The 24,064-nt window shown below is 42.0% G+C and carries 24 protein-coding genes; 7 read left to right on the forward strand and 17 right to left on the reverse strand.

Annotated elements, in window-relative coordinates; all coding sequences use genetic code 11:
* Window positions 1-843: 843 nt before the first annotated feature.
* A complete protein-coding gene (locus VB740_RS22315) occupies window positions 844-1,458 on the forward strand; it encodes a hypothetical protein (RefSeq protein WP_323202091.1) in 615 nt (204 codons plus the stop codon).
* A gap of 423 nt (window positions 1,459-1,881) precedes the next feature.
* Here VB740_RS22315 and VB740_RS22320 read toward each other — a convergent pair whose 3' ends face one another.
* The gene (locus VB740_RS22320; protein ID WP_323202113.1) at window positions 1,882-2,268 is read right to left on the reverse strand and encodes a hypothetical protein; all 387 of its coding nucleotides are present in this window, start codon (window positions 2,266-2,268) and stop codon (window positions 1,882-1,884) included.
* 207 nt (window positions 2,269-2,475) lie between these two features.
* On the opposite strand from VB740_RS22320, the gene hslO reads away from it, so the two are divergent.
* Together hslO and VB740_RS22330 are read left to right on the forward strand one after the other, a co-directional pair.
* Window positions 2,476-3,381, forward strand: coding sequence for an Hsp33 family molecular chaperone HslO (gene hslO / locus VB740_RS22325; protein WP_323202092.1), 906 nt, complete (start codon window positions 2,476-2,478; stop codon window positions 3,379-3,381).
* A 154-nt stretch (window positions 3,382-3,535) separates the two neighbouring features.
* The gene (locus VB740_RS22330; protein ID WP_323202093.1) at window positions 3,536-5,620 is read left to right on the forward strand and encodes a chromosome segregation ATPase; all 2,085 of its coding nucleotides are present in this window, start codon (window positions 3,536-3,538) and stop codon (window positions 5,618-5,620) included.
* A 168-nt stretch (window positions 5,621-5,788) separates the two neighbouring features.
* On the opposite strand, the gene VB740_RS22335 is transcribed toward VB740_RS22330, so the two are convergent.
* The 9 genes from VB740_RS22335 to VB740_RS22375 form a co-directional block, all read right to left on the reverse strand.
* The gene (locus VB740_RS22335) at window positions 5,789-6,667 is read right to left on the reverse strand and encodes an NAD(P)-dependent oxidoreductase (RefSeq protein ID WP_323202094.1); all 879 of its coding nucleotides are present in this window, start codon (window positions 6,665-6,667) and stop codon (window positions 5,789-5,791) included.
* Between the two features lie 147 nt (window positions 6,668-6,814).
* Window positions 6,815-6,949, reverse strand: a complete 135-nt coding sequence (locus VB740_RS22340) for a hypothetical protein (RefSeq protein ID WP_323202095.1) — start codon at window positions 6,947-6,949, stop codon at window positions 6,815-6,817.
* Window positions 6,950-7,199: 250 nt separating this feature from the next.
* A complete protein-coding gene (locus VB740_RS22345; RefSeq protein ID WP_323202096.1) occupies window positions 7,200-8,387 on the reverse strand; it encodes a class I SAM-dependent methyltransferase in 1,188 nt (395 codons plus the stop codon).
* Window positions 8,388-8,406: 19 nt separating this feature from the next.
* Window positions 8,407-8,808: a PIN domain-containing protein gene (locus VB740_RS22350; protein ID WP_323202097.1), complete on the reverse strand. Its 402-nt coding sequence runs from the start codon at window positions 8,806-8,808 to the stop codon at window positions 8,407-8,409.
* Window positions 8,808-9,092, reverse strand: coding sequence for a hypothetical protein (locus VB740_RS22355; RefSeq protein ID WP_190913334.1), 285 nt, complete (start codon window positions 9,090-9,092; stop codon window positions 8,808-8,810). Before VB740_RS22355 ends, VB740_RS22350 begins: the two co-directional genes overlap by 1 nt.
* 113 nt (window positions 9,093-9,205) lie before the next feature.
* A complete protein-coding gene (locus VB740_RS22360; protein ID WP_323202098.1) occupies window positions 9,206-9,595 on the reverse strand; it encodes a VOC family protein in 390 nt (129 codons plus the stop codon).
* Window positions 9,596-9,677: 82 nt separating this feature from the next.
* Window positions 9,678-10,214 (reverse strand): GAF domain-containing protein, encoded by a 537-nt coding sequence (locus tag VB740_RS22365; RefSeq protein ID WP_323202099.1) that lies wholly within the window; start codon window positions 10,212-10,214, stop codon window positions 9,678-9,680.
* 602 nt (window positions 10,215-10,816) lie between these two features.
* On the reverse strand, window positions 10,817-11,032 hold the full coding sequence (locus VB740_RS22370) for a hypothetical protein (protein ID WP_323202100.1): 216 nt from the start codon (window positions 11,030-11,032) through the stop codon (window positions 10,817-10,819).
* A gap of 480 nt (window positions 11,033-11,512) precedes the next feature.
* A complete protein-coding gene (locus VB740_RS22375; protein WP_323202101.1) occupies window positions 11,513-12,178 on the reverse strand; it encodes a class I SAM-dependent methyltransferase in 666 nt (221 codons plus the stop codon).
* 155 nt (window positions 12,179-12,333) lie between these two features.
* Here VB740_RS22375 and VB740_RS22380 point away from each other — a divergent pair, with 155 nt between their 5' ends.
* Window positions 12,334-12,519, forward strand: a complete 186-nt coding sequence (locus tag VB740_RS22380) for a hypothetical protein (RefSeq protein ID WP_323202102.1) — start codon at window positions 12,334-12,336, stop codon at window positions 12,517-12,519.
* Window positions 12,520-12,921: 402 nt separating this feature from the next.
* Here the strand turns inward: VB740_RS22380 and VB740_RS22385 are convergent, their stop codons facing one another.
* The 3 genes from VB740_RS22385 to VB740_RS22395 form a co-directional block, all read right to left on the reverse strand.
* Window positions 12,922-13,854, reverse strand: a complete 933-nt coding sequence (locus tag VB740_RS22385) for an alpha/beta hydrolase (RefSeq protein ID WP_323202103.1) — start codon at window positions 13,852-13,854, stop codon at window positions 12,922-12,924.
* 19 nt (window positions 13,855-13,873) lie between these two features.
* On the reverse strand, window positions 13,874-14,380 hold the full coding sequence (locus tag VB740_RS22390) for a DUF4112 domain-containing protein (RefSeq protein ID WP_323202104.1): 507 nt from the start codon (window positions 14,378-14,380) through the stop codon (window positions 13,874-13,876).
* Window positions 14,381-14,472: 92 nt separating this feature from the next.
* Entirely contained in the window at window positions 14,473-15,378 is a 906-nt protein-coding gene (locus tag VB740_RS22395) for a YihY/virulence factor BrkB family protein (protein ID WP_323202105.1), read from the reverse strand.
* A gap of 37 nt (window positions 15,379-15,415) precedes the next feature.
* On the opposite strand from VB740_RS22395, the gene VB740_RS22400 reads away from it, so the two are divergent.
* Entirely contained in the window at window positions 15,416-15,553 is a 138-nt protein-coding gene (locus VB740_RS22400) for a hypothetical protein (RefSeq protein ID WP_323202106.1), read from the forward strand.
* Between the two features lie 48 nt (window positions 15,554-15,601).
* A complete protein-coding gene (locus VB740_RS22405; RefSeq protein WP_323202114.1) occupies window positions 15,602-16,066 on the forward strand; it encodes a hypothetical protein in 465 nt (154 codons plus the stop codon).
* Between the two features lie 171 nt (window positions 16,067-16,237).
* Here the strand turns inward: VB740_RS22405 and VB740_RS22410 are convergent, their stop codons facing one another.
* Genes VB740_RS22410 through VB740_RS22425 form a run of 4 tightly spaced genes read right to left on the reverse strand, consistent with a single transcriptional unit; the run spans window position 16,238 to window position 21,883 of the window.
* Window positions 16,238-18,706, reverse strand: coding sequence for an EAL domain-containing protein (locus VB740_RS22410; protein WP_323202107.1), 2,469 nt, complete (start codon window positions 18,704-18,706; stop codon window positions 16,238-16,240).
* A gap of 18 nt (window positions 18,707-18,724) precedes the next feature.
* Window positions 18,725-19,915 carry a sensor histidine kinase gene (locus VB740_RS22415; RefSeq protein WP_323202108.1) on the reverse strand — a complete coding sequence of 397 codons (1,191 nt, stop codon included), beginning with the start codon at window positions 19,913-19,915 and terminating at the stop codon, window positions 18,725-18,727.
* Window positions 19,916-19,941: 26 nt separating this feature from the next.
* Window positions 19,942-20,370 carry a response regulator gene (locus VB740_RS22420; RefSeq protein ID WP_323202109.1) on the reverse strand — a complete coding sequence of 143 codons (429 nt, stop codon included), beginning with the start codon at window positions 20,368-20,370 and terminating at the stop codon, window positions 19,942-19,944.
* Between the two features lie 19 nt (window positions 20,371-20,389).
* Window positions 20,390-21,883, reverse strand: a complete 1,494-nt coding sequence (locus VB740_RS22425; protein WP_323202110.1) for a sensor histidine kinase — start codon at window positions 21,881-21,883, stop codon at window positions 20,390-20,392.
* Window positions 21,884-22,776: 893 nt separating this feature from the next.
* Here VB740_RS22425 and VB740_RS22430 point away from each other — a divergent pair.
* Window positions 22,777-24,006 carry a hypothetical protein gene (locus VB740_RS22430; RefSeq protein WP_323202111.1) on the forward strand — a complete coding sequence of 410 codons (1,230 nt, stop codon included), beginning with the start codon at window positions 22,777-22,779 and terminating at the stop codon, window positions 24,004-24,006.
* Window positions 24,007-24,064: the final 58 nt, after the last annotated feature.

Below are 24,064 nucleotides of genomic sequence, written 5' to 3' on the forward strand. Positions count from 1 at the left end.
AAGTAAACCAAATAACATTTTTATACAAATTGCATTTAAATAAATCTATAAAAATCAAAACTGGATTCTGCATTTTTGAATAAGTATTTTTATGTGCAAATATTTTTGCAGTAAATAATTTTATACAACTGGAATTTTAATTGATATAACTTCTTTTAATATAGAAACGTTGAGCTTCCCTGAAATATTTATATTAATTTGAAAAAAGCTTTGTATTGACTATAACAAATGTTTTGCAAATAAATAAAGAAAAAATCAAGTTTTTCATAAAAATTATAAAGATTTGGTGTTTCTACTAAAATGCGCTAATTGCTCTAATGCGCTAATTGCTCTTTAGACTTAGTACAGTCTGGCGGAAATCAAGCTACTATATGTATAGGCAAGGCAACTTATCAGTAATAAAAGCAAAAGCGATCGCTTTCACCCTCCAGAGCGAAAACGCCAAATTATGGGAGTTTGGCAAAAAAGCTCATTTAAAGAAAAGACGGTAATACCCAGCAGAATCAGTTACAGCGATCGCAAATCGATGCACAACTCCAGGCGCTAAAAATTCAAATGGCTACTGAGTCCAATGCAATACCACAGGCGATCGCATCTATGAACCAATATCAGTAGATGGGAAATACGAGGGCGATCGCTATTCTCCAAATTAAGTCCGCAATGGCGTATCAAGACTAATGCATCTTGAATTCTTGACGGTGCGGCGCTTGGCGACAACACACCCTATAGTTAAATTTCTTAACAATAGCTTGAAATATTAGCGCCCAATTCCTTACTCTGGTGCAAGATGTGAGATGACCAAGTTTATATAAAATAGGAGGATAAATTTGGCTTAAATTTTTTATGAGTTCCCGCCGCATTCTCCAAGTTGGTGAATCTTATACTTTCAGCCGATATTTTGAACTACCTTTCACAATTGATGATATTTTAGCCGAATTAAATTGCACTATTGAAAGGAAAAATATAACATTACCTGAATCATCAGACATTTTAGACATCCAATTTTTACAGCAACAACTTCGCCGTAATTTATCTCATATTGATTTAGTTAATGAAACTACTAGACGCGAAGCTCTAATTGGCCCAATTTTGTTTGAAGTATGTGCTTTAACTAACCAGAGACTCAATATAGAATATTCTATTGCTGTCAACAATTATCTGAAAGGAACTCTCGACTACTATATTGCAGCACCTCAAAATTTATTAGTAATCGAAGCCAAACAATCAGATTTAGTGCGAGGATTTACTCAACTTGCTGTTGAATTAATAGCACTTGATCAATGGACTAAATCCACATCCGAACTTCTATATGGTGCAGTTACGACTGGTGAAGATTGGCGCTTTGGGGTTTACCTTCGTGCGAATCGTCAGGTGATTCAAGACCAGAAACGCTATCAAGTTCCAGAAGATTTATCTGTGCTGGTAAAAATTATTGTAGGCATTATTTCTGGTTCATAAATTGGGGATTGGGGATGCAATATGGTTCGGTTAGCTTGTTTATCGAGCGGAGATCCCCCCAACCCCCCTTAAAAAGCTATCCATTACCCGGATCTTTCTCAACATTTACGAGAGTATTGACTCACGCTTTTTCTAACCCTTATTCGTTCGTCGTCAATTCTCAATAAAAACCTAATTTTAGCGAGAAGATTAAGAGCCAATCTGTCAAGTATGTTTGAAACCTCAGTGTTCAAGATGCCGACAAAACAAGCGTTTCAAGATTGTAAAGAAAGATGTGACTAATGGATAGCTTAAAAAGGGGGGCTAATTTCCTCATTTACCCCCTTTTTAAGGGGGTCGCCACAGGCGGGGGGATCTTATCCGAACCGTATTGACTGCGGACGCAAAGAATAACCAATGCCCAATCCCTCTACATCAATCGAATCAACGTCCCTGAGTTGCCAAAAACTGACGCAAGCTCAACAAACTCAAAGTTTGACCCAAATTCAAGGGCAAAAGTGAAACTCCTTCCAAGTGGGACTGTACCCAACCTTCTCCCCAGTACCATTCGTGGAACCCGTCAATGCCTCCGCTGAGTACCAAGCGGAGACAGTTGGATTTGACAACATCTACTTGATGATGAATCGGGACTGGCCCAGTCCAGGTAGTAAACTGGAATCCTGGAAGCAGTTCTTCTGGCATTCCTGGTGCAAAGCGTTGCCCTAAGAGCCATTTTTCTAGTTGTGCGGGATGCAGCAGACTGTCACGAATTGCATCTGTTGGTGCTTCAATTTCGATCCGCAGTTGGCTTTGTTGAAAATTACCCAGCATTTTTATAGGATTACCTAAAGGTGAGACATCGCTATTTCTAATATTGCAAATAGTTTTTGTCATTAGTCATTAGTCCTTAGTCCTTTGTAAATAACTAATGACCAATGACTAATGACCAATGACCAATGACCAGTGCTACGTTACTTTTCTTGCAGCAGAGAACTTAGAATAGAAAAAGTGAACTTGTTAAGAAATGTAAGGTTATTCATGGCGGATCAGTTAATTCGTGCAACAGCAGCCGAAGGTGGAATTCGTGCCGTAGGTGTGATCACCACACGTTTAACAGAAGAAGCACGGGGGCGACACAAGCTTTCTTATGTGGCAACGGCAGCACTGGGTCGGACTATGGCAGCAGGCTTATTAATGGCTTCTAGCATGAAGCGAACTGGGTCAAGGGTCAATGTCCGGGTGAAGGGCGATGGGCCTTTGGGTGGCATCTTGGTAGATGCTGGTTTAGATGGTACGGTACGCGGGTATGTGGCAAATCCATCAGTGGAATTGCCTCCCAATGCCAAAGGTAAGCTAGATGTTGGTGGTGCAGTGGGTGACGGCTACCTCTACGTTGTCCGGGATATCGGTTATGGTTATCCTTACTCTAGTACGGTAGAACTAGTCTCTGGCGAAATTGGCGATGATGTGGCTCATTATCTAGTAAATTCCGAACAAACACCTTCAGCTTTAGTTTTAGGTGTGTTTGTGGGAGCAGGTGGAGTAACGGCGGCTGGAGGATTACTCGTACAAGTATTGCCCAAGGCTGCTAGAGACGAAGCCCTAGTAGAAACGTTGGAATCACGGGTAGCTGGCCTAGCAGGATTTACGCCGTTGTTGCAAGCTGGTAAGACGTTACCTGAAATCTTTAACGACTTGCTGGGAGACATGGGACTGGAAATCTTTTCCGAACGGCAAATGCTGCGCTTCCACTGTGGTTGTTCTTTCGATCGCGTTTTGGGGGCACTGAAGATTTTGGGAGAAGCCGAACTGCAAGATATGATTGTTAAAGATGATGGTGCTGAAGCAATTTGCGAGTTTTGCGGCAACGTCTACCAGGCAAGTAGCGATCAGTTAGCTCAATTAATTGCCGATTTGCAAGCTGAATCTACCGTTTCAGGATAAAGTATAAAAGGGCACTGATTTTTTAGATTGCTAATGGTACTCTGTGGAGAGAGAGACTCAAAAAAGTAGCTTTTTAATCATGAGAAAGTTACTATGTCAACAATGGAATTATCGACCTAAAACAGAGCGCTATTCAATTATTTTGGTGTGAGAGATGACAGAGCGGGATATTCCAGACAGTTGGTCTTCAGCCAGTGGAAGAGAGCCAGATCAAAACAAAAGATTATCCCGAACAGATCAATTCGGTGAAACTCAGCCATTTGATGTCCCAGCTACTGGTTCTACTTCCAAGTCAGTGAAGCGGCGAAAAAAAAACCATAGGGAAGGATTACCTATAAATAGTAATTCAGAAAAAACTGCCAAACTCAGTAATAATCCTGGTAAATTGCCCCGCTGGATGAAAAGCTGGGTATTGTGGTCAGTACTGTTAATGTTAATTCCGGGCAGTGTAGGATTCTTGTCAGTGGCAATGCTGCTGAAGTTGCCAACTGCCCCTAATTGCCCCTCAATTTTCTGGCCGCTAGCTAGTGCTTCTGTGCGGTTGCACTGCGCTCAGTTGGCGGCTTCTAAACAGACAGTAAACGACCTATTGCAAGCGATCGCTCTGGTGAAGCAATTACCACAAAATCACCCGTTGCATGGAGAAATTGATCGTTTCATCGAAGAATGGTCGCGGGATATTTTGAAGCTAGCTGATCAAAGTTTCCAAACAGGGAATTTAGAGGAAGCGATCGCTACTGCTCAGAAAATACCTGAAGATGTGGCAGCTTATAAATTAGTCGATGAGCAAATTGGCAAATGGCAGTCAATTTGGTCAAAGGCAGAAGAAACATACAACGGTGCGATCGCTGAAGTAAAAGAACGGCGCTGGCAATCGGCGTTTATGTTATCTGCCAAAATGCTGCGCGTAGACAATCAATACTGGGCAAGTACTAAATACGACCAATTGAATCGTCTAATTGCGACAGCGCGGGAAGATGGCGATAAATTAGGAAAAGCTGAAAACTTAGCAAACAGCAAAGTTGTTGATAATTTATTAGAAGCTATCAAGTTAGCCCAGTCCATTGGGCAAGAAAGTTACATTTACCAAAAAGCTCAGGAAGCTATTCCCGCATTTGGACGCAAAATGTTGGAATTGGCCAAGGCAAAACTAGATAAACAGGATGCTGATGAAGCACTGAATATTGCTAGACAAATTCCAGAGATTGCGAAACTACAGGGCGAAACAGATGACTTTATCGCCATAGCTGACGCGAAAAGGAGTGCTTGGATAGGTAACGTTTCTGGTTTAGAGGCTGCGATCGCTCAAGCACAGCAAATTGATCCTTCCAGACCAGTGTATAACGAAGCGCAGCAACTAATTGCTCGTTGGCAGTTGGAAATTGAAGATGTTGCCAATCTAGAAAAAGCGAGAATATTAGCTAGCCAAGGAACAGTCAATAATTTAACAGCAGCGATCGCCCAAGTGCAATTAATCCCTGCTAGTAACCCCCGCGCCACAGAAGCTAGGCAAGAAATGAGCCGCTGGCGTGCCCAAGTGGAGACAATTGAAGACCAACCTTACTTAGAACGCGCTGAACAGATAGCAATATTCGATGATATTAACTCTTTGCAAGCTGCGATCGCCCAGGCCAGCGAAATTCGTAGAGGTCGAGCATTATATCCAGAAGCACGGAAAAAAATTCGCACTTGGATAGGAAAAATTCAGCGAATTCAAGACCAACCCTACTTAGATCAGGCACAAGAACTGGCTCAGAGTGGAAATCTTACTGCCGCCATCAGCGCAGCTCAACAAATTGCCTCGTCGGGAAGGGCGCTTTCTGGGGAAGCACAAGCTGCGATAAATGATTGGGAAGGGCAAATCCGCACCAGAGAAAACTGGAGAAAAGCCCAGGAAGTCGGCGCGGCTGGTACTCCAGAAGCATTAGTTGAAGCAATACGGCTGGCAGATCGGGTTTCAAACAATAGCATCTTACGTATGGATGCGAATCTGGCTATTGACCAGTGGAGTCAGCAATTGTTAGAAATAGCACGCTCTCAAGGTCAGTCTGATATTGCCAGAGGGATTGACATTGCTAAATCGGTTCCACGCGGTAGTGCTGCTTACAGTGCGGCGCAAGAGCAAATTAGGGCTTGGCAGGAATTTCTTAATCCTCAACCAGAACCTAAGCCTCAACCGCAACTTCAGCCTCAGCCGGAATCTCTACCATTTCCTCAATCAACTACTAATGGGCAGTAATATCCTTATAACCGTTTAGTTAAAACCTTTTGATTCAGGATTTTTAAAGTGTATACCAGGGATGTCGGGATGTAAGGAGAAGCTTGCTTCAATGTGTCTCAACTTACAACATTTTCAAGTAAATAAACCACGGATTAGGGGCGCACATCTGTGTGCCCCTACGAAAATTTATTCCCCGATCGCTTCTCCCCATTCCTTAATGACAGAAAATAGTGATGAGTAATCATCATCAGCAAATGACATTCTCACGGCTGTTTGCAAGATTTGCCGCACACCTTTAATACTGCTGAGATCCAAACTCTGAGATTTCGCTTCCGAGATAAATAATTCTGTATCTTTGAGCAGGTGTTTTGTGGGGAAATTCGGATCGGCATAATTGCCATCCAACATGCGTTGTAGCTTTTTGTCAAAGGTAGGTGCATAAAATAGACTGTCGCGCAATATTTGCATAAATACATCCACATCGACACCCTGACGCTGGACAAAAGCTAAACTCAGAGCAAAGCTAGTTGTTAGAGAAGCTATTAGTTGATTTAGTGCCAATTTGAGTGCCGCCGCAGATCCCACTGGGCCTATAAGTAAAGGTTCTGTCCCAAAATTTTGGAGTAACTTTAAATGGCGTTGATATTGTTCTGGCTCTGCCCCTACCATAACACTCAACTTGCCAGCTTCTGCTTCCGGGATACTCCCTAAAACGGGTGCTTCTAAATACTCACCACCACCTGCAACAACTGCATCTCTAATTTCTTGGCTTTCTGTGGGAGTAATTGTTCCCATTTGGATGATTGTGCGCCCTTCCAGAGTTTGCCAAGCAGTATCTGAAAGCAACACGTTATAAATGGCTGGGGCATTAGTCAGCATAAGAATTATGCACTCAGCAGCACGAATAGCGTGGCGGGGATGTGTAGCAATTTCAGCCCCAGCTGCTTGTAGCGGTGCTAATTTTTCTGGGGTACGATTATAGGCAACTAGCTGTATATCTGCGGCTAATAACCTTTGAGCCATTGGTAGTCCCATCAGTCCAGTTCCCAGAAATGCCACCTTCATTTTTCACGTTCCTTTGGTACAGCGTAGGCGTAGCCTTTTGTAGACATCGCGTTTCCATCGTTAGATTTTAATATTAGTTATCAGTGAACAGTTATCTCTAAATACTGATAACTGTTCACTGACTAGTACAGACCGGCGGAAATAAACCTACCATTTCATTACAGCCAGAAAGCCCAAAATTAAATCATGGGTAACTTTTGACCCTTCTCTGCGAGACGCTACGCGTAGCTTGCTTCCACGTTCGCGTAGCGTCCCGTAGGGAAGTGGTACGACTGCGCTCAACCTTGACTTCCGCCTGGTGGTACTAGTGATTAACGACTCTGGCGATTAGCCACCAGCCGCAAAAGTCACCATAATTATCACTGAAAGTAAAATCCCTGGAGTAAGTAAGGTTACTAGCATTAACAGATCATGAGTGGACATAATTATTACTTTGGTAGTGTGTTTAACTTTACAGTAATCACTGTTATGCTAGTCTAAATAAGACTAATACTGCATTCTTAAATAGAGTTTTAACTTTTCAAATTGACGTTTACTCTGGCACGGTCAATCCTTTTAGTGGTTGAGAAGTTTCTGTGTTGTCCAGACCTTTGCTCTGAATTAAGACTCCAAAACCGCCGAGTCCTGTGGGATCTATAAGCTGGTGTAGTGGGTCTCGGCGCTGTAATAACTGCGAGAGGGATTGCTTTTGATAAGAAAGGGCTGCAATTCGATCGCCTAACCCCAACGCCATCAAAAATAATCCCTGCTGGATAAAACCAACATTCTTTAAATTGCACTTCTCACCCCAGCGTTCCAAAGCCGTAAAGTCAACATGGGCAGTGATATCTTGTCGCCCAATATTGATATAAGGGTTGTCATGGAAACGGTGCTGATAATAGCACTGTAGCGTTCCCTGCGATCGCCTGGGATTGTAGTAACGATTGGCGGGGTAGCCATAATCAATTGTTAACACATAGCCGCGCTGCAAGCGGTCTGCTACTATACTCAACCAGTCTAGAGCAGCTAAATTGATTTCACTACGGTAGCCATCTAGATATACACTTTGGGTTAAATCAATTCCTACTAAATCCAAATGTTCAGCTAGTTCGGGCGTTGAAGGTTCTCCTGTAACTTCCACAAATGGTGGGCATGGGGCATTAGTTTCTTTCTCATTCTTATCTGTGGTTACATAAATTTCTCGGAGTTCTCCCGCTTCTAAAGTGAATTGATGGACGGGGAAAGCATCTACTAACTCGTTGGAAAAAAAGCAGCCTGCGATCGCATTTGGTGGTATCTCCTCTAAATTGAACCAACGCACAGGGAAATCTTGCAAACGTTGCTGCTGTTCTTGTCTTAAAGTTGGCGACTTTTCAACAATGATGTACTCCAGCGCCGCAAAAAAATCTGGGTAGTTTAGCTGATGATATTTAAGGATATGCAAAGCTAGTAATCCTTGACCTGCTCCCATTTCTACTAGAGAAAACGGTACAGGTTTTCCTAGAATCTCCCACATTTGCAAAAATTGTTCCGCGAGTAACTCGCCAAAGTCAGAACAGAGGTTGGGAGATGTAAAAAAATCACTATCTTTAAAGCCTATTTTGACTGCATCGCTGGAATAGTAGCCGTATTCAGGGTGGTATAATGCCATGTCCATGAATTGGGCAAAAGTAATTCGTTGTTGGGGACTAGTGGTAATGTGATTGGCGATCGCTGCACACAGCAAAGAATTGGAATCCATAAAATCTTTCATTGTCGTGTTAGCCTGCTGCTCGCAGTAAGCGGATAAACCCTTCTCGCTCGAAATGCCGATCGGTAGACAATGCCTCTGTAATCCCGCGTTGGCGCATTAACACAAAACTCAGTGCATCACATAGAGAGTAAGTTTTATCCTCTCGCTCTATTAGGAGATCGACTGCTGTCCGGTGCAATGACTCATCTACCCAAACCGTTTCTATGTCTGGGTTATCCAGCAAGTCAACCACAAAAGCGAGGACGGATGAACGCGGAAAACGCCTTGCAGTACCTAACGCGACGTACTCAGCAATAATATAGCTGTGGGTTAATCGGATTGTTGCTCTTTTATAGGCAGCACTTGCTTCAGTGTGCAAAGGCTCAGTCTGATAGTGCAAACAAAGCAACCCAGAGGTATCGAGGAGCATTAACCCTCCTCGTGGTTACTGGCATACTCTCTCACCAAATCTGCATCAATGCTTTCATTGTTCAAATCAATGGGATGTTCGAGATTGAGTACCCCAAAATGGCGTTCAAATCTGGCTCGTGCTGTCTCCTTTTCTGCTTCAGACAACAATTTAAAAACTTGTCCAAACTGTTGCTCTAAAAGCGTTGCAGCTAGCCGTTCAGGAGGAATGCCAATTGCCTCAGCCTGTCGCGCAATTGCAGTGAAAATCTGATCGTTCAGTTCCAGTGTTAGAAGATGGGTCATAGAAGTATGGAACGTGGCTAGAGGCTACGCTAATTATAGCTTTGCTTGTTTTATGCCCTAATCAATGAAAAACTGACAGTATTGGAATTACCAATTTCAAGGTAGCGATCGCTTTAGGCACTCACCAACGACACCAGTACACCATTGGGATCGCGGACACGAGCAATCATTTGTCCCCCAGGCTGACTTTTAGGAGCATCTAGGGTTTTTGCGCCTGCCCCGATCGCTCTCATGTAAGCGCTGCCAACATCAGGAGTAATAAATGATATTTGGATTAATGCCGGTGGTTGTGTAGCATCGTTGGGATGGCAGCCACCAGGAAATAACTTTTGTGCTTCGCTACTAGAAGAGAAAGCTAGTGTGGTGTTTCCGGTTTCGATTTCCGCCCAGAGAGATTGTCCCTTATCCACGAGAGTGCGACGAACTAGACCAAAAGCTTTTTCGTAAAACTCAACGGTCTTAACTACATCGTCTACCCAAATAACCGTGTAAGCAAATTTCACAGTTTTTTCTCCTTAATTAGAAAAATCAGTGCTGGCGAGGATTTCTGCTACTTTACTGTAGGCGATTTGAATACACCGTGACTTAACTCTCCAGAATATTACTATCTGCTGCTAGAGTTTGTGCCCCTGTTTGCATCATTTGTATATCTGATGGCGACCAATAATGAGGCTCTTGACAGTGATGTGCTACTAACAATCCCCATAATCCTTTAGGAGTAACAATTGGTACAACTAAGTTGGCACGAACCTGCAAATTGCGAAGAAAATCTCGGTGACAAGGCTCGATTGGCTCTAATTCAATATCAGCGATCGCTCTTACCCGTCCTGCTAAGTATAAACCAGCATACTCGTTGTTAAAACAATCATCTGGGCCAGTGGAACCAAGTATTGAGAATTCTTGAGAACTCAAAGATTCAAAAGTCACCTGTCCTTGCCACTGACTGTAAAAATAATACAACACCACCCGATCAACCTGAAGCGATTCTCTGAGTTGATTGGTTGTTTGCCGGACTAACTCATCGCGCTGCATTGTTTTAACAAGACGATCGAGCAAATTTTGCAAACCCTGTTTACGGCGATCGCGGTTATGGTTAAATTCGGAGTGAGGATGAATTTGCACGGTTTTAAAATTACGACTAGGTAAATGCTGCCGGATTTATATAGTAATTTATTAGACTTTATTTAAATACATTCTTTTATTTATAGCAGCAATTCAATTTTAACAAAATATAATACTGGTCTACTTTTCCGACGAATTTTAAAATAATATTAAGAAATCTCTTTCTCTAATTTACACCAGATAAAATTCAACATTATAAATTTAAAATTAAGAATTTTGTAATTTTACAAATAATATTTTCAGTTTATTTATAGTTTGAGCCAATAAATGTATTTCAAGCTTGAATGTAACAAGTTAATTTGTATGCATAGTTACAGATATTTTTCATATTCCTCGTTTCTATGCTCTGCATGAGAACGAGAGACTTCATTCGCAGTAAATATGCCATTGTTTAATCACCTTCCTTTTGTAGTTAATCTCACCTCATGATGAACCAGAATGGTTTTAGATTATATTACTAACTAAAAATATCTCCAAAAACTGTCAAAGCTTCTCTGCGGCTGTTTTTGGAGATATCTAATATTGTATTAAGTCGTGTATTGCGATCGCCAGTTTTAATACTTTCAAGCATTAGTTACTGCTGCCGCCAGAGAGTTGGATTGTCAGAAGCGCCGCACTCTACCGACTGTAGTTATGACATACACAAGCATATTTATTGCAATATCCTTGCCAGGATAGATGCGCCCAGCACTGCGATCGCCCACAGAATGAAAGCCCATGTGATAGGGGCAGAGGTTCTCGCGTTTAGCGTTGAACTCGTAAGCTGTCGAACCCCAGAAGCTTTCGTCTAACAGCCCCAGGATCATCGGTATCAGCACTTTGGTTCCAGTGGGGAAGGTTCGCTCCTCACCTGCCAGGTTTACTGAAATGCTTTATTAAAATGGCATTTTACTTTCTCAAAATACTGAAATGCTTTCTCAAACCCCAGTTTACTTATTCATTTTGATGTTTTTTGCTAGTAAAACAAGCTTTTGCTTTCTCAAACCCCGGTTTGCTTATTCGTTTTGGTGTTTTCCGCAAGCAAAATGAGCTTTTACTTTCTCAAACCCCGGTTTGCTTTCTAATTTCGGTGTTTTCCGCAATATAACAAAGACGCGATAAATCGCCGTCTCTACAAAGGGGCTTCCAACTAAAAAAATATTCCATTGCTACTGTTAACTGTTGACCGTTGACGGTTAACAGTCAACGACCTCAAGCGGAATAATTTATTTTTTTGAGTTCCTTAAAGCGTATGTAGGACAAGCGTTTGAGCTTAAGTTGACACCAATGCACATTTGTGTACGCCTACTGTATTCTAGCTAAGGTCGCTTGATGGCTAAAGTAAGCCCATCCGCGATGGGGATAAGGGATAGCATTACCCGTTCGTCATGATGTAACTTCTGGTTGAGTGCCCGGATAGCTTGAGTGCTTTCATCTTGATTTTGCTCCTCAACAACTTGTCCTGACCATAAAACATTATCAATAGCAATCAATCCACCTGGACGCAATAATTGCAGCGATCGCTCATAATATCCATCATAATTTTCTTTATCAGCATCAATAAAAGCAAAATCAAATGTCTCGGCTTGGCCAGTTGCCAACAGTTCATCTAAAGTTTCCAAACCTGGTGCCAACCGCAAATCGATTTTATCGGCAACCCCGGCTTCTTGCCAATACCGTCGGGCGATCGCAGTAAATTCTTCACTCACATCAGCAGCGATAATCTTGCCATCAGCAGGTAATGCCAAAGCTACAGAAAGTGAGCTATAACCCGTAAACACTCCAACTTCCAGGGTTTTCTTAGCCCCAATGAGTTGCACCAAAAGTCTCATAAACTGCCCTTGTTCTGGTGAAATCTGCATTCCACTGCGGGGATGACTGGCGGTTTCTTGGCGCAACTTCAAAAGAATCTCCGGTTCTCGCAGCGAAACGGATAAAAGGTAATTATAGAGTTGGTTATCAAGACCTATAGACTGTTTTGGCATGGTAGATGAGATAATTGGAAGAATCTACAGTTATACTATCGTCCAAAAGTAGTTTTTTATAAATCCCAATAGCTTCTCAGTCCAAGGCGTAGCAATAGCGGGTTTGCGATTCAATTTGTATACAGGGTTTAACTGTCATTCGCCATGAATAATAGTTGAATCAAGAGGAGGAATTTGGTCATGGTGCTGTAACAGGCGAGCAATTCGGAAATTTAAAAACCTGCCAAAATGGCAACCTCATTCCAAGTAACCAAGTTAAATTGTACAAAGATAAACGACTTCAAGGGTTTTGTTATCAGGGGCTACCACGTAAACAAATTCTTTGTGATTTGCAAAAATAAAAAACTATCTATCTTAATTATTTGCAGAGTATTTTCTGGGCAAATAAATATTCATAATCAGGTTTGGCATTTGCTGCAACAGGAATATTAAATGCGTATGGGCGTTGTTTAAGTACGCATTAGCCCCAAAATAATGGGCAACGTCTGTATACATTCCTGTTCACTTCAGTGGCAAATGGCAGAGTGGGAGTTTGAAAGCTGACTGATATGCTTCCTCCCACTCTCTTTTTATTTCTCCATTGATAAATAAAGTTGCTCTGCTCATAATTCATAATTATGAACTATTAAGACTCATATTTGATTTTTGAAAAAATCCAGTGTAACTCAAAGAGGCTTCTTGCCTATTGCCTATTGCCTTCCTACGCAAATAATTTCAAAAATCAAATCGGATCACTATATGAATTATTGGTCAGTATCCCGTAAAAACTCAATAATCGCTGCATTCAACACTTTAGAAGCACCAGTTGAGGCATCATGATAGCAGTTAGACAAAATTTGTAATTTAGAATTGGGGATATGCTGATGCAATTTTTCACCATGAGTAGCAGGGAACCAACTATCTTGCTCACCCCACAAAATTAGTGTAGGGCACTTAATCGCACTCAGTTTATTTTGAATTTTGGTGAGCATATTAGGCTTATTTTCTTGCCAATACTCAATTTCTCGCGCGGCTATTTGTAACTCTTCGGCGACTTTTGCGATCGTACCAGGAAATTCAATAAATGGGTAAGTTATCCAATAAACATCTTCCTGTGTCAAAATTGATGGATCAAATAATACCCCGCGTCTTTCTATGGCCATAATTTCTCTAAATAGAGGTGCAAACAAATATGCCAGACGTAAGGAGTCAACTGTATGCATTATTTCCAAAGGCATTTGGGCAAGTAACCACATAGCCCAATGGGGTAGACGTTCGGCAAAAACAGGTACGTTTACAACTACAAGTTGCCCGACTAACTGCGGATTTTCTTGAGCAAGGGCAAGGGCAACTAATCCCCCTAGAGATTCAGCCACAATCACTGCGGGTTCATCACATAATGCTTCAATAACTCTTTGAAACTCAATAACTTGATGACCATTGTGTTCTCTCCGAGACAATGGTTTTTCGGAAAAACCAAAGCCTTTGGCATCAAAACAAATAACTCGGAAATATTTAGATAATGGAGCTATACTGTGACGCCAATTATAGCTCCAGCTACCCATGCCATGTAATAAAATTAGCGGTTTCCCTTTACCTTTTTCGCCATAAGCAATTTGTACAGGATACCCTTTAACATCAGTAATAATTAGACTTTGCCGACCTTTAGGAAAAGTAGCTTGCCACCAATCTTTCATTCTTTTATCAATAAACAATTTAACCGCCAGTTAAGGCGTTCCATAAGATTCTAATTAGTATCACAGGCAATGCTACTAAGACAATGGAGATTAGCAATAATCCAACCAAAACGGCAAAGATAAACCATCTGTCTGCACTCTTTTGCTCGCTGGGAAACTTTAAGTATTCTTCCAAAAGCTTGATATTATTAGTGTTAGCTCTCCAGGCAAAATCAAAAAAGTCTCCTAAAACTGGGACAGCGCCTACCAAGCCATCAATGATCACATTCACAATCATTTTGCCTAAGGTGGCTCTAGATACGCCTAGCCGTGCTGCTTCTAGAATAATGTAGCTAGAAAACATGATTCCCAAAAAATCACCACCAATAGGTATTAATCCTAAAATTGGATCTAAACCAAAACCAATCTTTGTGCCAGGAATGGTAATAACATTATCCAGAAGCCGACTTAACTGACGCAGGCGCTTCAAGGTGGGTGCTTTGGCATCAGGTTCAATCATCGGAAATCGAGGAGGAGAATCAGGCATGAAGGCGATCGCTAATTTTGTCTTGAATCGTTAGATATTCTACTCCCCTACTGAACTTTTGCAAAAATTTCCTCAGGGATTGATCACGATATTTACAAATTAATATTTTCTACAAGTTTTTGACGTGCTTTTGGGCGCATATCTTCGCCGACAGTTACGTTCAACTGATCGCCGATTAACAGAACAGCAGCGCTCATTGACAGCCAGAGCATTAAAACTATCACAGCCCCTACAGCACCATATACTTTATTATAATTACCAAAATTCGCCACATAAAGCCGAAATAGGGCAGACAATATTGCCCAGGAAACAGCTGCTAAAATTGCTCCAGGCATCATTGGCGTACCTGGGTTCCACTGGCTTGGCCCATAGCGATAGACAAAGCTAAAGGCGACAGCAACAATACTTAACGCTAAAGGCCAACGTAAAAGCTGCCAAAGATGCACCAAGAAAATCAAAGAACCATTTCCGCGCACTACCATTCCCAACAGTACGTCGCTGATAAACACTAAGAAAGAAGCCAACACTAAAAGCAACATAGTACCGACTGTTAATCCCAGAGAGACAAGTTTGGCTTTCCAAAAGGGGCGGATCTTTTCTGGAGGAATTTGATGGATTTGGTCGAAGGCAGTCATAGCAGTACTTATCGCCCCAGAAGCAGTCCAAATTGCTAATACAAAGCTTAGAGAAAATAAACCACTGTTTCTAGAATTGGTAATTTCTGTGGTAGCAAAATCACGAATTAGAACCAAGGCTTCTTCAGGTAGGACTTGACTGAGTTGTGCTGCTAGCTGTTTAAAGGTCGCTTGTAAAGATTCTGCCAATAAGCCGATGGCTGTGAGGACAGCAAGAATCGCTGGAAACAGCGATAACATAGCATTGAAGGCAATTTCCGAGGCAAGTCCCAAAAGTCGTCTTTCGGTTGTCCTGGCAAAAGTTTTTTTGAGTGTGCCCCAATTAAGGTGGCGAAAGAAACGGAAAAAACGAGGATTTACCATGACTTAGAGTTAAAACTGGTTTGGTTTATTAACTACTGTGCCAAATTTTTGCGTAGCGATCGCATTTATCTTTTTACCGCGTGGGGAGTGGGGAGTAGGGGGACAAGGGGACAAGAGGAAAGACTTGTTTCAAGTTCTCACCCCTTGTCCCCAATGCCCAATGACTCTTGACTAATGACCATTGACTAATGACCATTGACTAATGACTAATGACTATTTATTTATGAATCAAGATTTAACACAAGAGTGGTTGACAGAAATCCGGGTGCTTAAAGAACAGATGGTGGAACTTCAGAGCGATCGTGATGCGGCTTGGGAAAGTGCCCAAAAATGGCGTCAACTCTACAACACAGAAGCAGAACAACGGCGCACAGATGCCCAACTGTCTCAACAGGCGATCGCATCCCTCAAGGCAAATCTGCATAAACTCCAGGGTCTTGAGGTCGAGACACTGGCTTCTGAAACATCAGTAACAGCGATTCAACAAGAAATAGAACAACTAAAATCTGTGGAGGACTTGCAAGCTAAACTCATCGCTGTAATCAAAGAACGCGATCGCCTTTTGCAAGCTTTGAAAACTGAGCAGGATAACCACGCTCAATCCCGCAACAGCCTTACTACTGCCTTGGGTGATGCTATTGATAGCTTGACACGGGAACGAGCCAGAGGAGAAAAAGAGAGTCAATAGCTCGCGTGAATTTCGTTGATTTTAAATTTTTACAGCAGTTTTTAGGTATTGAGATCACGACTAAGATGGGGAAAAGGAAGAGACGCGATAAATCGCCGTCTTTGTGATTTTTGATTTTCATAAAAAAACCTTAACCGAACCATATTGAGTGTGGTATAGGTAACGCTATCCTTATCTCGGCTGAATGCCAGATGCAATTAATGTCTCTATCGAATTGCTATCCAGAGGTTGGGAGAAAAAATATCCCTGTGCGTATTTGCATTTCATCGCTCTAAGTTGTGCCAGTTGCTCTACTGTTTCTACACCTTCTCCGATTACATCTATATTTAGACTCTTTGCTAAGGTGATGATCGCCTGAATAATCTCCAAGTTTTCCCCGTGAGCACCAATCTTGGCAATAAAAGAACGATCAATCTTCAAGGCATGACTTGGAAAGCGGTGCAGGTAACTCAAGGATGAATAGCCTATGCCAAAATCATCTAAGTGTAATTGGATATTCATCTGTTGCAGTTGCAAAAGCATAAAAGTTGCTGATTGAATATTTTCCATCAGTACGCTTTCGGTAATCTCCAGCTTTAAACTACTGGCTTCCAGACCAGTCGCTTGGATAATTTGGGTAATTTGCTCAATGAGTCCGGGTTGTGAGAACTGTTTCGTAGAAAGATTTACACTGATTGTCAAGGGTGGGTCACTAGGATATTGTATTTGCCAAGCCCGCATCTGCCGACAAGCCTCGCTTAGTACCCAATAACCTATAGGGATAATCAGCCCAGTTTCTTCTGCTAGTGGAATAAAGTTGTCTGGAGAAACTAATCCGTGTTGTGGGTGCTGCCAGCGAACGAGAGCCTCGAAGCCAATAATTTTGTAAGTTTCTAACAACACAATTGGCTGGTAGTAAACTTGGAACTCCTGGCGTTCAATTGCTCGCCGTAGATCCATCTCTAACTCTAATAGCTTCGTGACTTGGGCATACATGGTTAAGTCAAATATCTCATGGCGTGCCTTACCCAATGCCTTAGCGCGATACATTGCAATGTCAGCATCGCGCAGGAGTTCTTCTGGATGGTTGTAACTATCCTTGCTCAGGGCGATGCCAATGCTGACGGTGGTAAATACTTCATACCCGCTGAGTTGGAACGCAGATGTTAGAGCCTCGTGTATTTGCTCTACTACGCCTGTTACCTCATTGATGTTGTTGAGATCCTCAAGCAGAATTGTAAACTCATCTCCCCCTAGACGGGCAACTGTGTCTCCAGCTCGCAGACAGTTCTCCAGCCTACGAGCAAGGGCAGTTAGTAGTTGATCGCCAATCATGTGGCCGAGACTGTCGTTGACAACTTTGAAGCGATCTAGGTCTAGAAAGAGAACAGCAAATGTGTAGTCCGCACGTCGCTTTGCCAGCATAAGCGCACGTTGTAGCCGTTCCATAAATAAGGCGCGGTTTGGCAAACTGGTTAGTATATCGTGAAAGGCATCATGAATTAATTGTGCCTCCGCAAGTTTTAGAGCAGTAACGTTACGAGCAATACTCAAAACAAAATATACTGAACCATCACTAGTCAATTCAGGCACAAGACGGATATGGTAATGTCTTGTTTGAGAAGCGATCGCTAAACTGCATTCAAACTCGGTTTCTTGCTTTGTTTGGAAAACTTGTTGAAGCTTGCGATCGCATATCCAGCAAAATTCTTCTGGCAGACTTAACTCTGTGTTTGTTTTGTCGATAAATGTTTCGGCTGATATGCCTGTAACCTCTTCAATAGCTGGATTAACATAAACGTAGCGCAATTGAGTGTTAAATCTGGAAATAATATCAGGTGCATTTTCAACTAGTGCTCTAAATTCTTGCTGGCGACGTGCTAACGCCTCCAATATCTGCTTACGCTCAGTGATATCTTGAAAGACCAAAACTGCACCTGTAATGTTACCGTTATCGTCTTTAATAGGTGCAACGCTATCATCAATTGGTGTTTCTGTACCGTTTTTAGCAATAAGTATAGTCTGTTCTGGTAGACCGACAGTAACACCTGACCGAAGGACTTGCATTACAGGACTTTCAATTATTGTACGAGTTTCTCCATGAGCAATATTGAATACTTCTGTTGCTTCTTTACCAAACGCATCTGAATAATTCCAACCCGTCATTACCTCCGCGATCGGATTCATAAAAGTCACAGTTCCAGATGCGTCGCTAGTAATCACAGCATCTCCAATACTTTTCAGTACAGTAGTCAACCATTGTTCATTTTGCTTTAATTTTTTTTCCGTCTGATGTTTGGAAAGGGTAATTTCAATAGTGAACTTTAATTCCTTTTCTTTGAAAGGCTTGAGAATGTAGCCAAACGGTTCTGTTACCTTTGCTCGCTCCAATGTTGATTCATCTGCATTAGCGGTAAGATATATTATTGGAATATGAAAAATATTATGAATTATCTGAGCAGCCTCCACACCGTCCATCTTTCCTTTGAGATGAATATCCATTAAAACTAAATCTAGAGAATCATCTGCCGCCTTCTTAATTGCTTCTTCTCCAGAATCGGCAAGTCCCATAACAGTGTACCCAAATTTCCTTAGCCGATTTTGTATATCCATTGCCACGATGATTTCATCTTCAACAATTAATATATTTACTGGTTTCATGATTTTTAACTTATAATTTTATAAATCTTTAGCCGGAAATGTAATTTTATACTTCACTCCGTTATCGCTGATAAAATCGATATTGCCTTGTAGTTGATATGTTAGACCTTTTACTAATCGCAGACCTAATGATTCTGTAGCTTGAAAGTCAAAATCTTGGGTAAAACCGACACCATTATCGCTGATAGTAAGTGTAAATAAATTTGCTTCTATAGAACAAAATTCAATACAAATTTCTCCCGGTTCTCTTTCGGGAAAAGCATATTTTAGGGAATTTGAAATAAGTTCATTGATAATCAAGCCGCAAGGAATAGCTGCATCAATAGCTAGAAAAACCTCCTCAACGTTCATTTTCAAAGTAATCGCGCTGGAATTAACGTTATATGAATAAAATAAATTAGTTACTAAATCTTGGATATAGTCAGCAAAATTAATCCTTGCCAAGTCTTGAGATTGATATAGTTTCTCGTGGATCAAAGCCATTGATTCAATCCGGTTCTGGCTATCTTTGAATACTTCAAGGGCTTGATTGTCCTTGAGATACTCTGCTTGTAGATTGAGCAGACTAGAAATAATCTGCAAATTATTTTTTACCCGGTGATGAATTTCTTTCAATAGCACCTCTTTTTCTTGCAGCGATGCTTTAATTTGCTCCTCTGCTTGTTTTCGCTCCCGTCTCACTAGTGCCTCACGCAACTCGCGGGCAACAGCAGGGATAAGTCGCGCTAGATTACCTTTGATGATGTAGTCATGAGCACCAGCTTTCATGGCGGCGACTGCGGTATCTTCTCCTATAGTGCCTGAGACGATAATGAATGGCAGATCAAGTCCACTTTCCTTGACCTGCTTCAATGCAGCAGGGGCGCTAAAGGTGGGCATGGAATAATCGCAAATAACGATATCCCATGTTTGCCCTGCGTTGGGCGTTGGCGAAGCCTCTCGGAGAGAAGCCCCGCCAACGCCCATCGCAGCTTTCATGGCTGTGGGTGTATCAACCCGTTCAAATGTTACTTCATAGCCACCACGTTGCAGTTCACGCAGCACCAACAAAGCGTCATCTTCTGAATCCTCAACAAGTAATACGCGCAGAGGTGTACCCATGTAATTCGTAATTCGTAATTCGTAATTCGTAATTAAGAAAGTCAGCTTTGCATCTCCTGGCACTTGAGCTTTGATACAATTCTTATTTTCCAGAACTAAAGTTTTCATTCATACTTCTTTCTCCTGCCCCCTGCTTATACTCTTGGCGGTGATTCGTTTAAGACAAACCAATACAACCCTAGTTGTCGCACTGCTTCACTGAATTGGGAAAAATCTACTGGTTTGCGAACATAGCTGTTGGCACCCAAGCTGTAACCATTGATTAAGTCTTGCTCTTCCTTGGATGAAGTGAGAATCACAACGGGAAGGATTTTTGTCCTATCGTCGGTTCGCAGCTGTCGCAAAACTTCCAGACCATCCATTTTAGGCAACTTCAAATCTAGGAGGATGAGATTCGGCATAACACTCATGTCGCGATCAGTGTACCCACCTTTACCAAAGAGAAAATCTAGCGCTTCTACCCCATCGCGTGCCACTACTACCTCGTTCATAATATTGTTTTTCTTGAGTGCGCGTAGGGTTAGCGCTTCATCGTCAGGATTATCTTCTACAAGTAAAATCATGTTGTATATTTTCCTCTAGTTAAAGGGTGAAGTAAAATGTTGCACCTTGCTCTACTGCACTTTCAGCCCAGACACGGCCACCATGACGGTGAATGATCCTCTGTACAGTAGCTAGTCCGATGCCAGTGCCTTCAAACTCAGTCATGGCGTGCAGGCGTTGAAAAGCACCAAAGAGTTTCTCAACATAGGCCATGTCAAAGCCTGTGCCATCATCACGGACAAAATACACATTGGTGTCATCTTGCTGCAAAAGCCCAAATTCTATCCGTGCTTTTTGATGTTTTCCTGTAAACTTCCACGCATTACCCAGCAGGTTTTCTAGTACGATCCGTAACAAATGAGTATCACCATTGGTAACTAATCCCGGTGCGATCGCAAACTCTACTTGGCGTTCTGGTTGTGTTTTCTGTAACTCTGTAGCGATCGCCTCCACTAGGGCGCTTAGATCAACCTTTTCATATCGCATCTCACTGCGCGTCAATCGTGACAGATTCAATAAATCGTCGATCAGTTGTGCCATTCGCTGGGTAGCTGCACGCACTCTCTGAAGGTAGTTTTGGCCTAGTGCGTCCAGCTTGTCAGCATAATCTTCTAGTAGTGCTTGGCTAAAGCCGTCAATACTCCGCAAGGGGGCCCGCAGATCGTGAGACACAGAATAACTAAATGCTTCCATCTCTTTGTTAGTGGCTTCGAGTTGTGCTGTGCGTTCTGCAACTCGCCCCTCAAGCTGGACGTTCAGGCGCAGAATCTCGGACTCCGCCTTTGTGCGCTCATTAATTTCAGTTTGCAATTCTTCGTTAGTGTTTCTAAGTTCGGCAGTCCGTTTGTTAACCTCTATTTCTAACTCATCACGAGCTTTTTGCAGAGAATTTTCTATCTGCTTGCGTTTGGCAAGTTCCTGATTGGTAATCATGGCTGCTAAACCGACGATAACAGAAGCTATAATGCTGCCAAAAATAGTCAGCAAAGTTGTTTGATGAGCGCTGGCGTTCGCCTCTATTGAGCGCTGTTTCAACAACTCATTCTCTTCCTTCTCCATAGCTGTAGTCAGCATTCGGATATCCTCCATGATCTGCTGACTCTGATCTGTCTGAAGCACTTGCAGCGCAGACTCTAAATCTTTGCTCCTGGCGTTAATCGCCTGTTCGATCAAAACCAGTTTTTTGGCAATCATGGGTTCTAGACGATCGAGCCGCCGTTGTTGATTGGGGTTATCCGCAGTCAATTGGCGCAGAACCTTAAGTTTCTGAGCAATCTCGCCAGTTGCAGCGCGATACGGTTCCAGATACCGTTCTTTGCCTGTGAGAAGATAGCCCCGTTGTCCAGTCTCTGCATCTTTGATCTGTGACATTACTTCTTTAGTCTTTTCCAACACCTCGCGCGTATGTGTGACCAATTGAGCGTTTTCTCTATACTGAAGCAAACTAAGATATGAGACTACGCCAACACCAGCCATAATTGCCACTGCTATTACAAAACTGCCTGTATTCTTTTTGTAAATAGCCCATTTCATTTTTTACCTTCCTAGTTGAAAAAGTAGCTTCTGACTAAATTAGTAAAAACGGAGACTCAGTACTGTAGACGGGTAAAAGTCGCTCTCTACTGGCAGCCTCAGTCCAAGCGGCTATATCTTCGTTCCACCAAACAGCACCCATGAAAAAATTGGTTTGCTAAATAAGAACTATGAAAATGATTTTGTTTAATGTCAAAACCCATGTAGAGATACGAGATATCGCTTCTCTACCTCTTGATTCACACTTTTTATTCAGCAACGCCAAAACTTTTTCACGGTACTACTCGTCATAGTCGTGCTAACTCATACCAAGTTTCTTAACTTTCAGAGCAAACTAGTAGTTCGCCAAGTGAACTTGGCGGGGTAAAGGGTAAAGGGGAAGGGGGAAAGTTTTAAATCCCTTACCCCTTTACCCTTCCCCTTTCCCCAGCCCTCACCCAGCATTTTTGGGTTGGCAGACTACTAGCTCTAATAAAGGATATCTATAATTAGGTAATTATTGGGAGCGTATATTTTCTGACTCATAGGAACGCAAATAAAAATTTTTATTAAATTATTCAGTATATTCCTCAGGGATCTTCAAGAAATTCTCGCTTGCATAAACCATATAAATATGATATGTCACCTCGGTAATTGCACTTAAAAAGCTTTGATTGTATTAACTTGATATTAGATTGACTTATAGAATACGTAGACTAGATAGAGACATAAAGCAATGTAGGTGAGCAGGGGGTGAGAATAAAAGCTTATCTAAACCGTATTGGGGAGGGTTTTACTTTCTTCCCCTGCTTTCTTCAATCAGTGACGCTTCAGAATTGTTGGAATAAGGTAAAAATAATAGGGCATGGGGATAATTAACTCATGCAACTAACTCAAGGCAAGGTAAAGTACCCATGCTCAGGCGCTTAATTGTGATTGTTACTGCCGCTATACTCTTTAGCAGTTCTTTGACCCTGGCACAGACTAACAAGCCCAAGCCAACGGATAAATTTCCTCCTAGTCCCTTAGAAATTACCACACCTGATCCACTGCTACCACGTTTGCCCAAGGATAAACAGTCGTTAACTCTCCAAGAACAGCAAAAGTTAGAACCAGCGCTGGATGCATTAAATCAAGAAGCAGCAGCGAAACTGCAAGCAGGAGATCAGGTGGCGGCGTTTGAAATTTGGAATCGGGAACTTCGCTTGCGGCGCTTTTTAGGTTCATTAGCAGAGGTGCAAGCACTATCACGAGTTGGGGCGATCGCTTGGAGGCAAAATGATGGACAAGAAGTACAATATATTACGCAGCGATTGCAGGCAATTCAAAAGCAGGCACAATCTCAGAAAACAACTGCCCAAATAGATTTAGAATTGTGGCGATCGCTAGGTCAAGCTTACCAAAATGTGCGATCGCCTAAACTAGCTGTTGAAGCTTACAACCAAGTTTTGTTAGTGGTGCGAGAGCAAAAAAATACAACAGCAGTACTAGAAAACCTCAGGACAATTGGGGAACTACATTTGAGTTGGTTTGATTATCCCAAAGCCGCCCCAATCTACGAAGAATTGTTGAGTTTAGCTACTTCCCAAGGCGACCGTGTAAACGAGGTAACATATCTGAAACGGCTGGCTTACATTTACGAGCAGACAAAACAACCGCAGCAGTCATTGAATGTACTTAATAAATTATCAGAAATTTACGTTAATGAAAATAATCTTACTGAAATACCAGAATTAAAGCTAGCGATCGCTTCAAATTACGAATCGCTTGCAAAGGAAGATCCTAACTTACTGCTAGAAGCTTTTAACAATTATCAAGAAGCTTATACCACTGCTTGGCAATTAAAAGAGTACGTTCGGGCTGGTGAAGCTTTGCAGAAGTTAATTGGGCTGTACCGTTCTCAAGGACAAACAGACGAGGCTTTGCAGGCTAGCCAAATTCTTGTGGAGACAGAGACGCAAGCCGCCAACTTTTACGGGCTGATGCAAGCTTATGACCAAATTGGGCAATTGTATGTAGAACGCAAAGAATTTCCTCAAGCACTAACAGCTTTTCAAAAAGGATTAGAAATAGCGCAACAACTTAAACATGAAGTAGCATACTTTACTGGGCAAATTGAAAAAGTATCAAAAGCAAATTTGTAGCTGATATAGGACTAGTATTTGATTTATGAAAAAATCTAAGTATATGTAGGGTGTGTTA

Source organism: Nostoc sp. UHCC 0251 (assembly GCF_034932245.1).
Lineage (GTDB): Bacteria > Cyanobacteriota > Cyanobacteriia > Cyanobacteriales > Nostocaceae > Nostoc.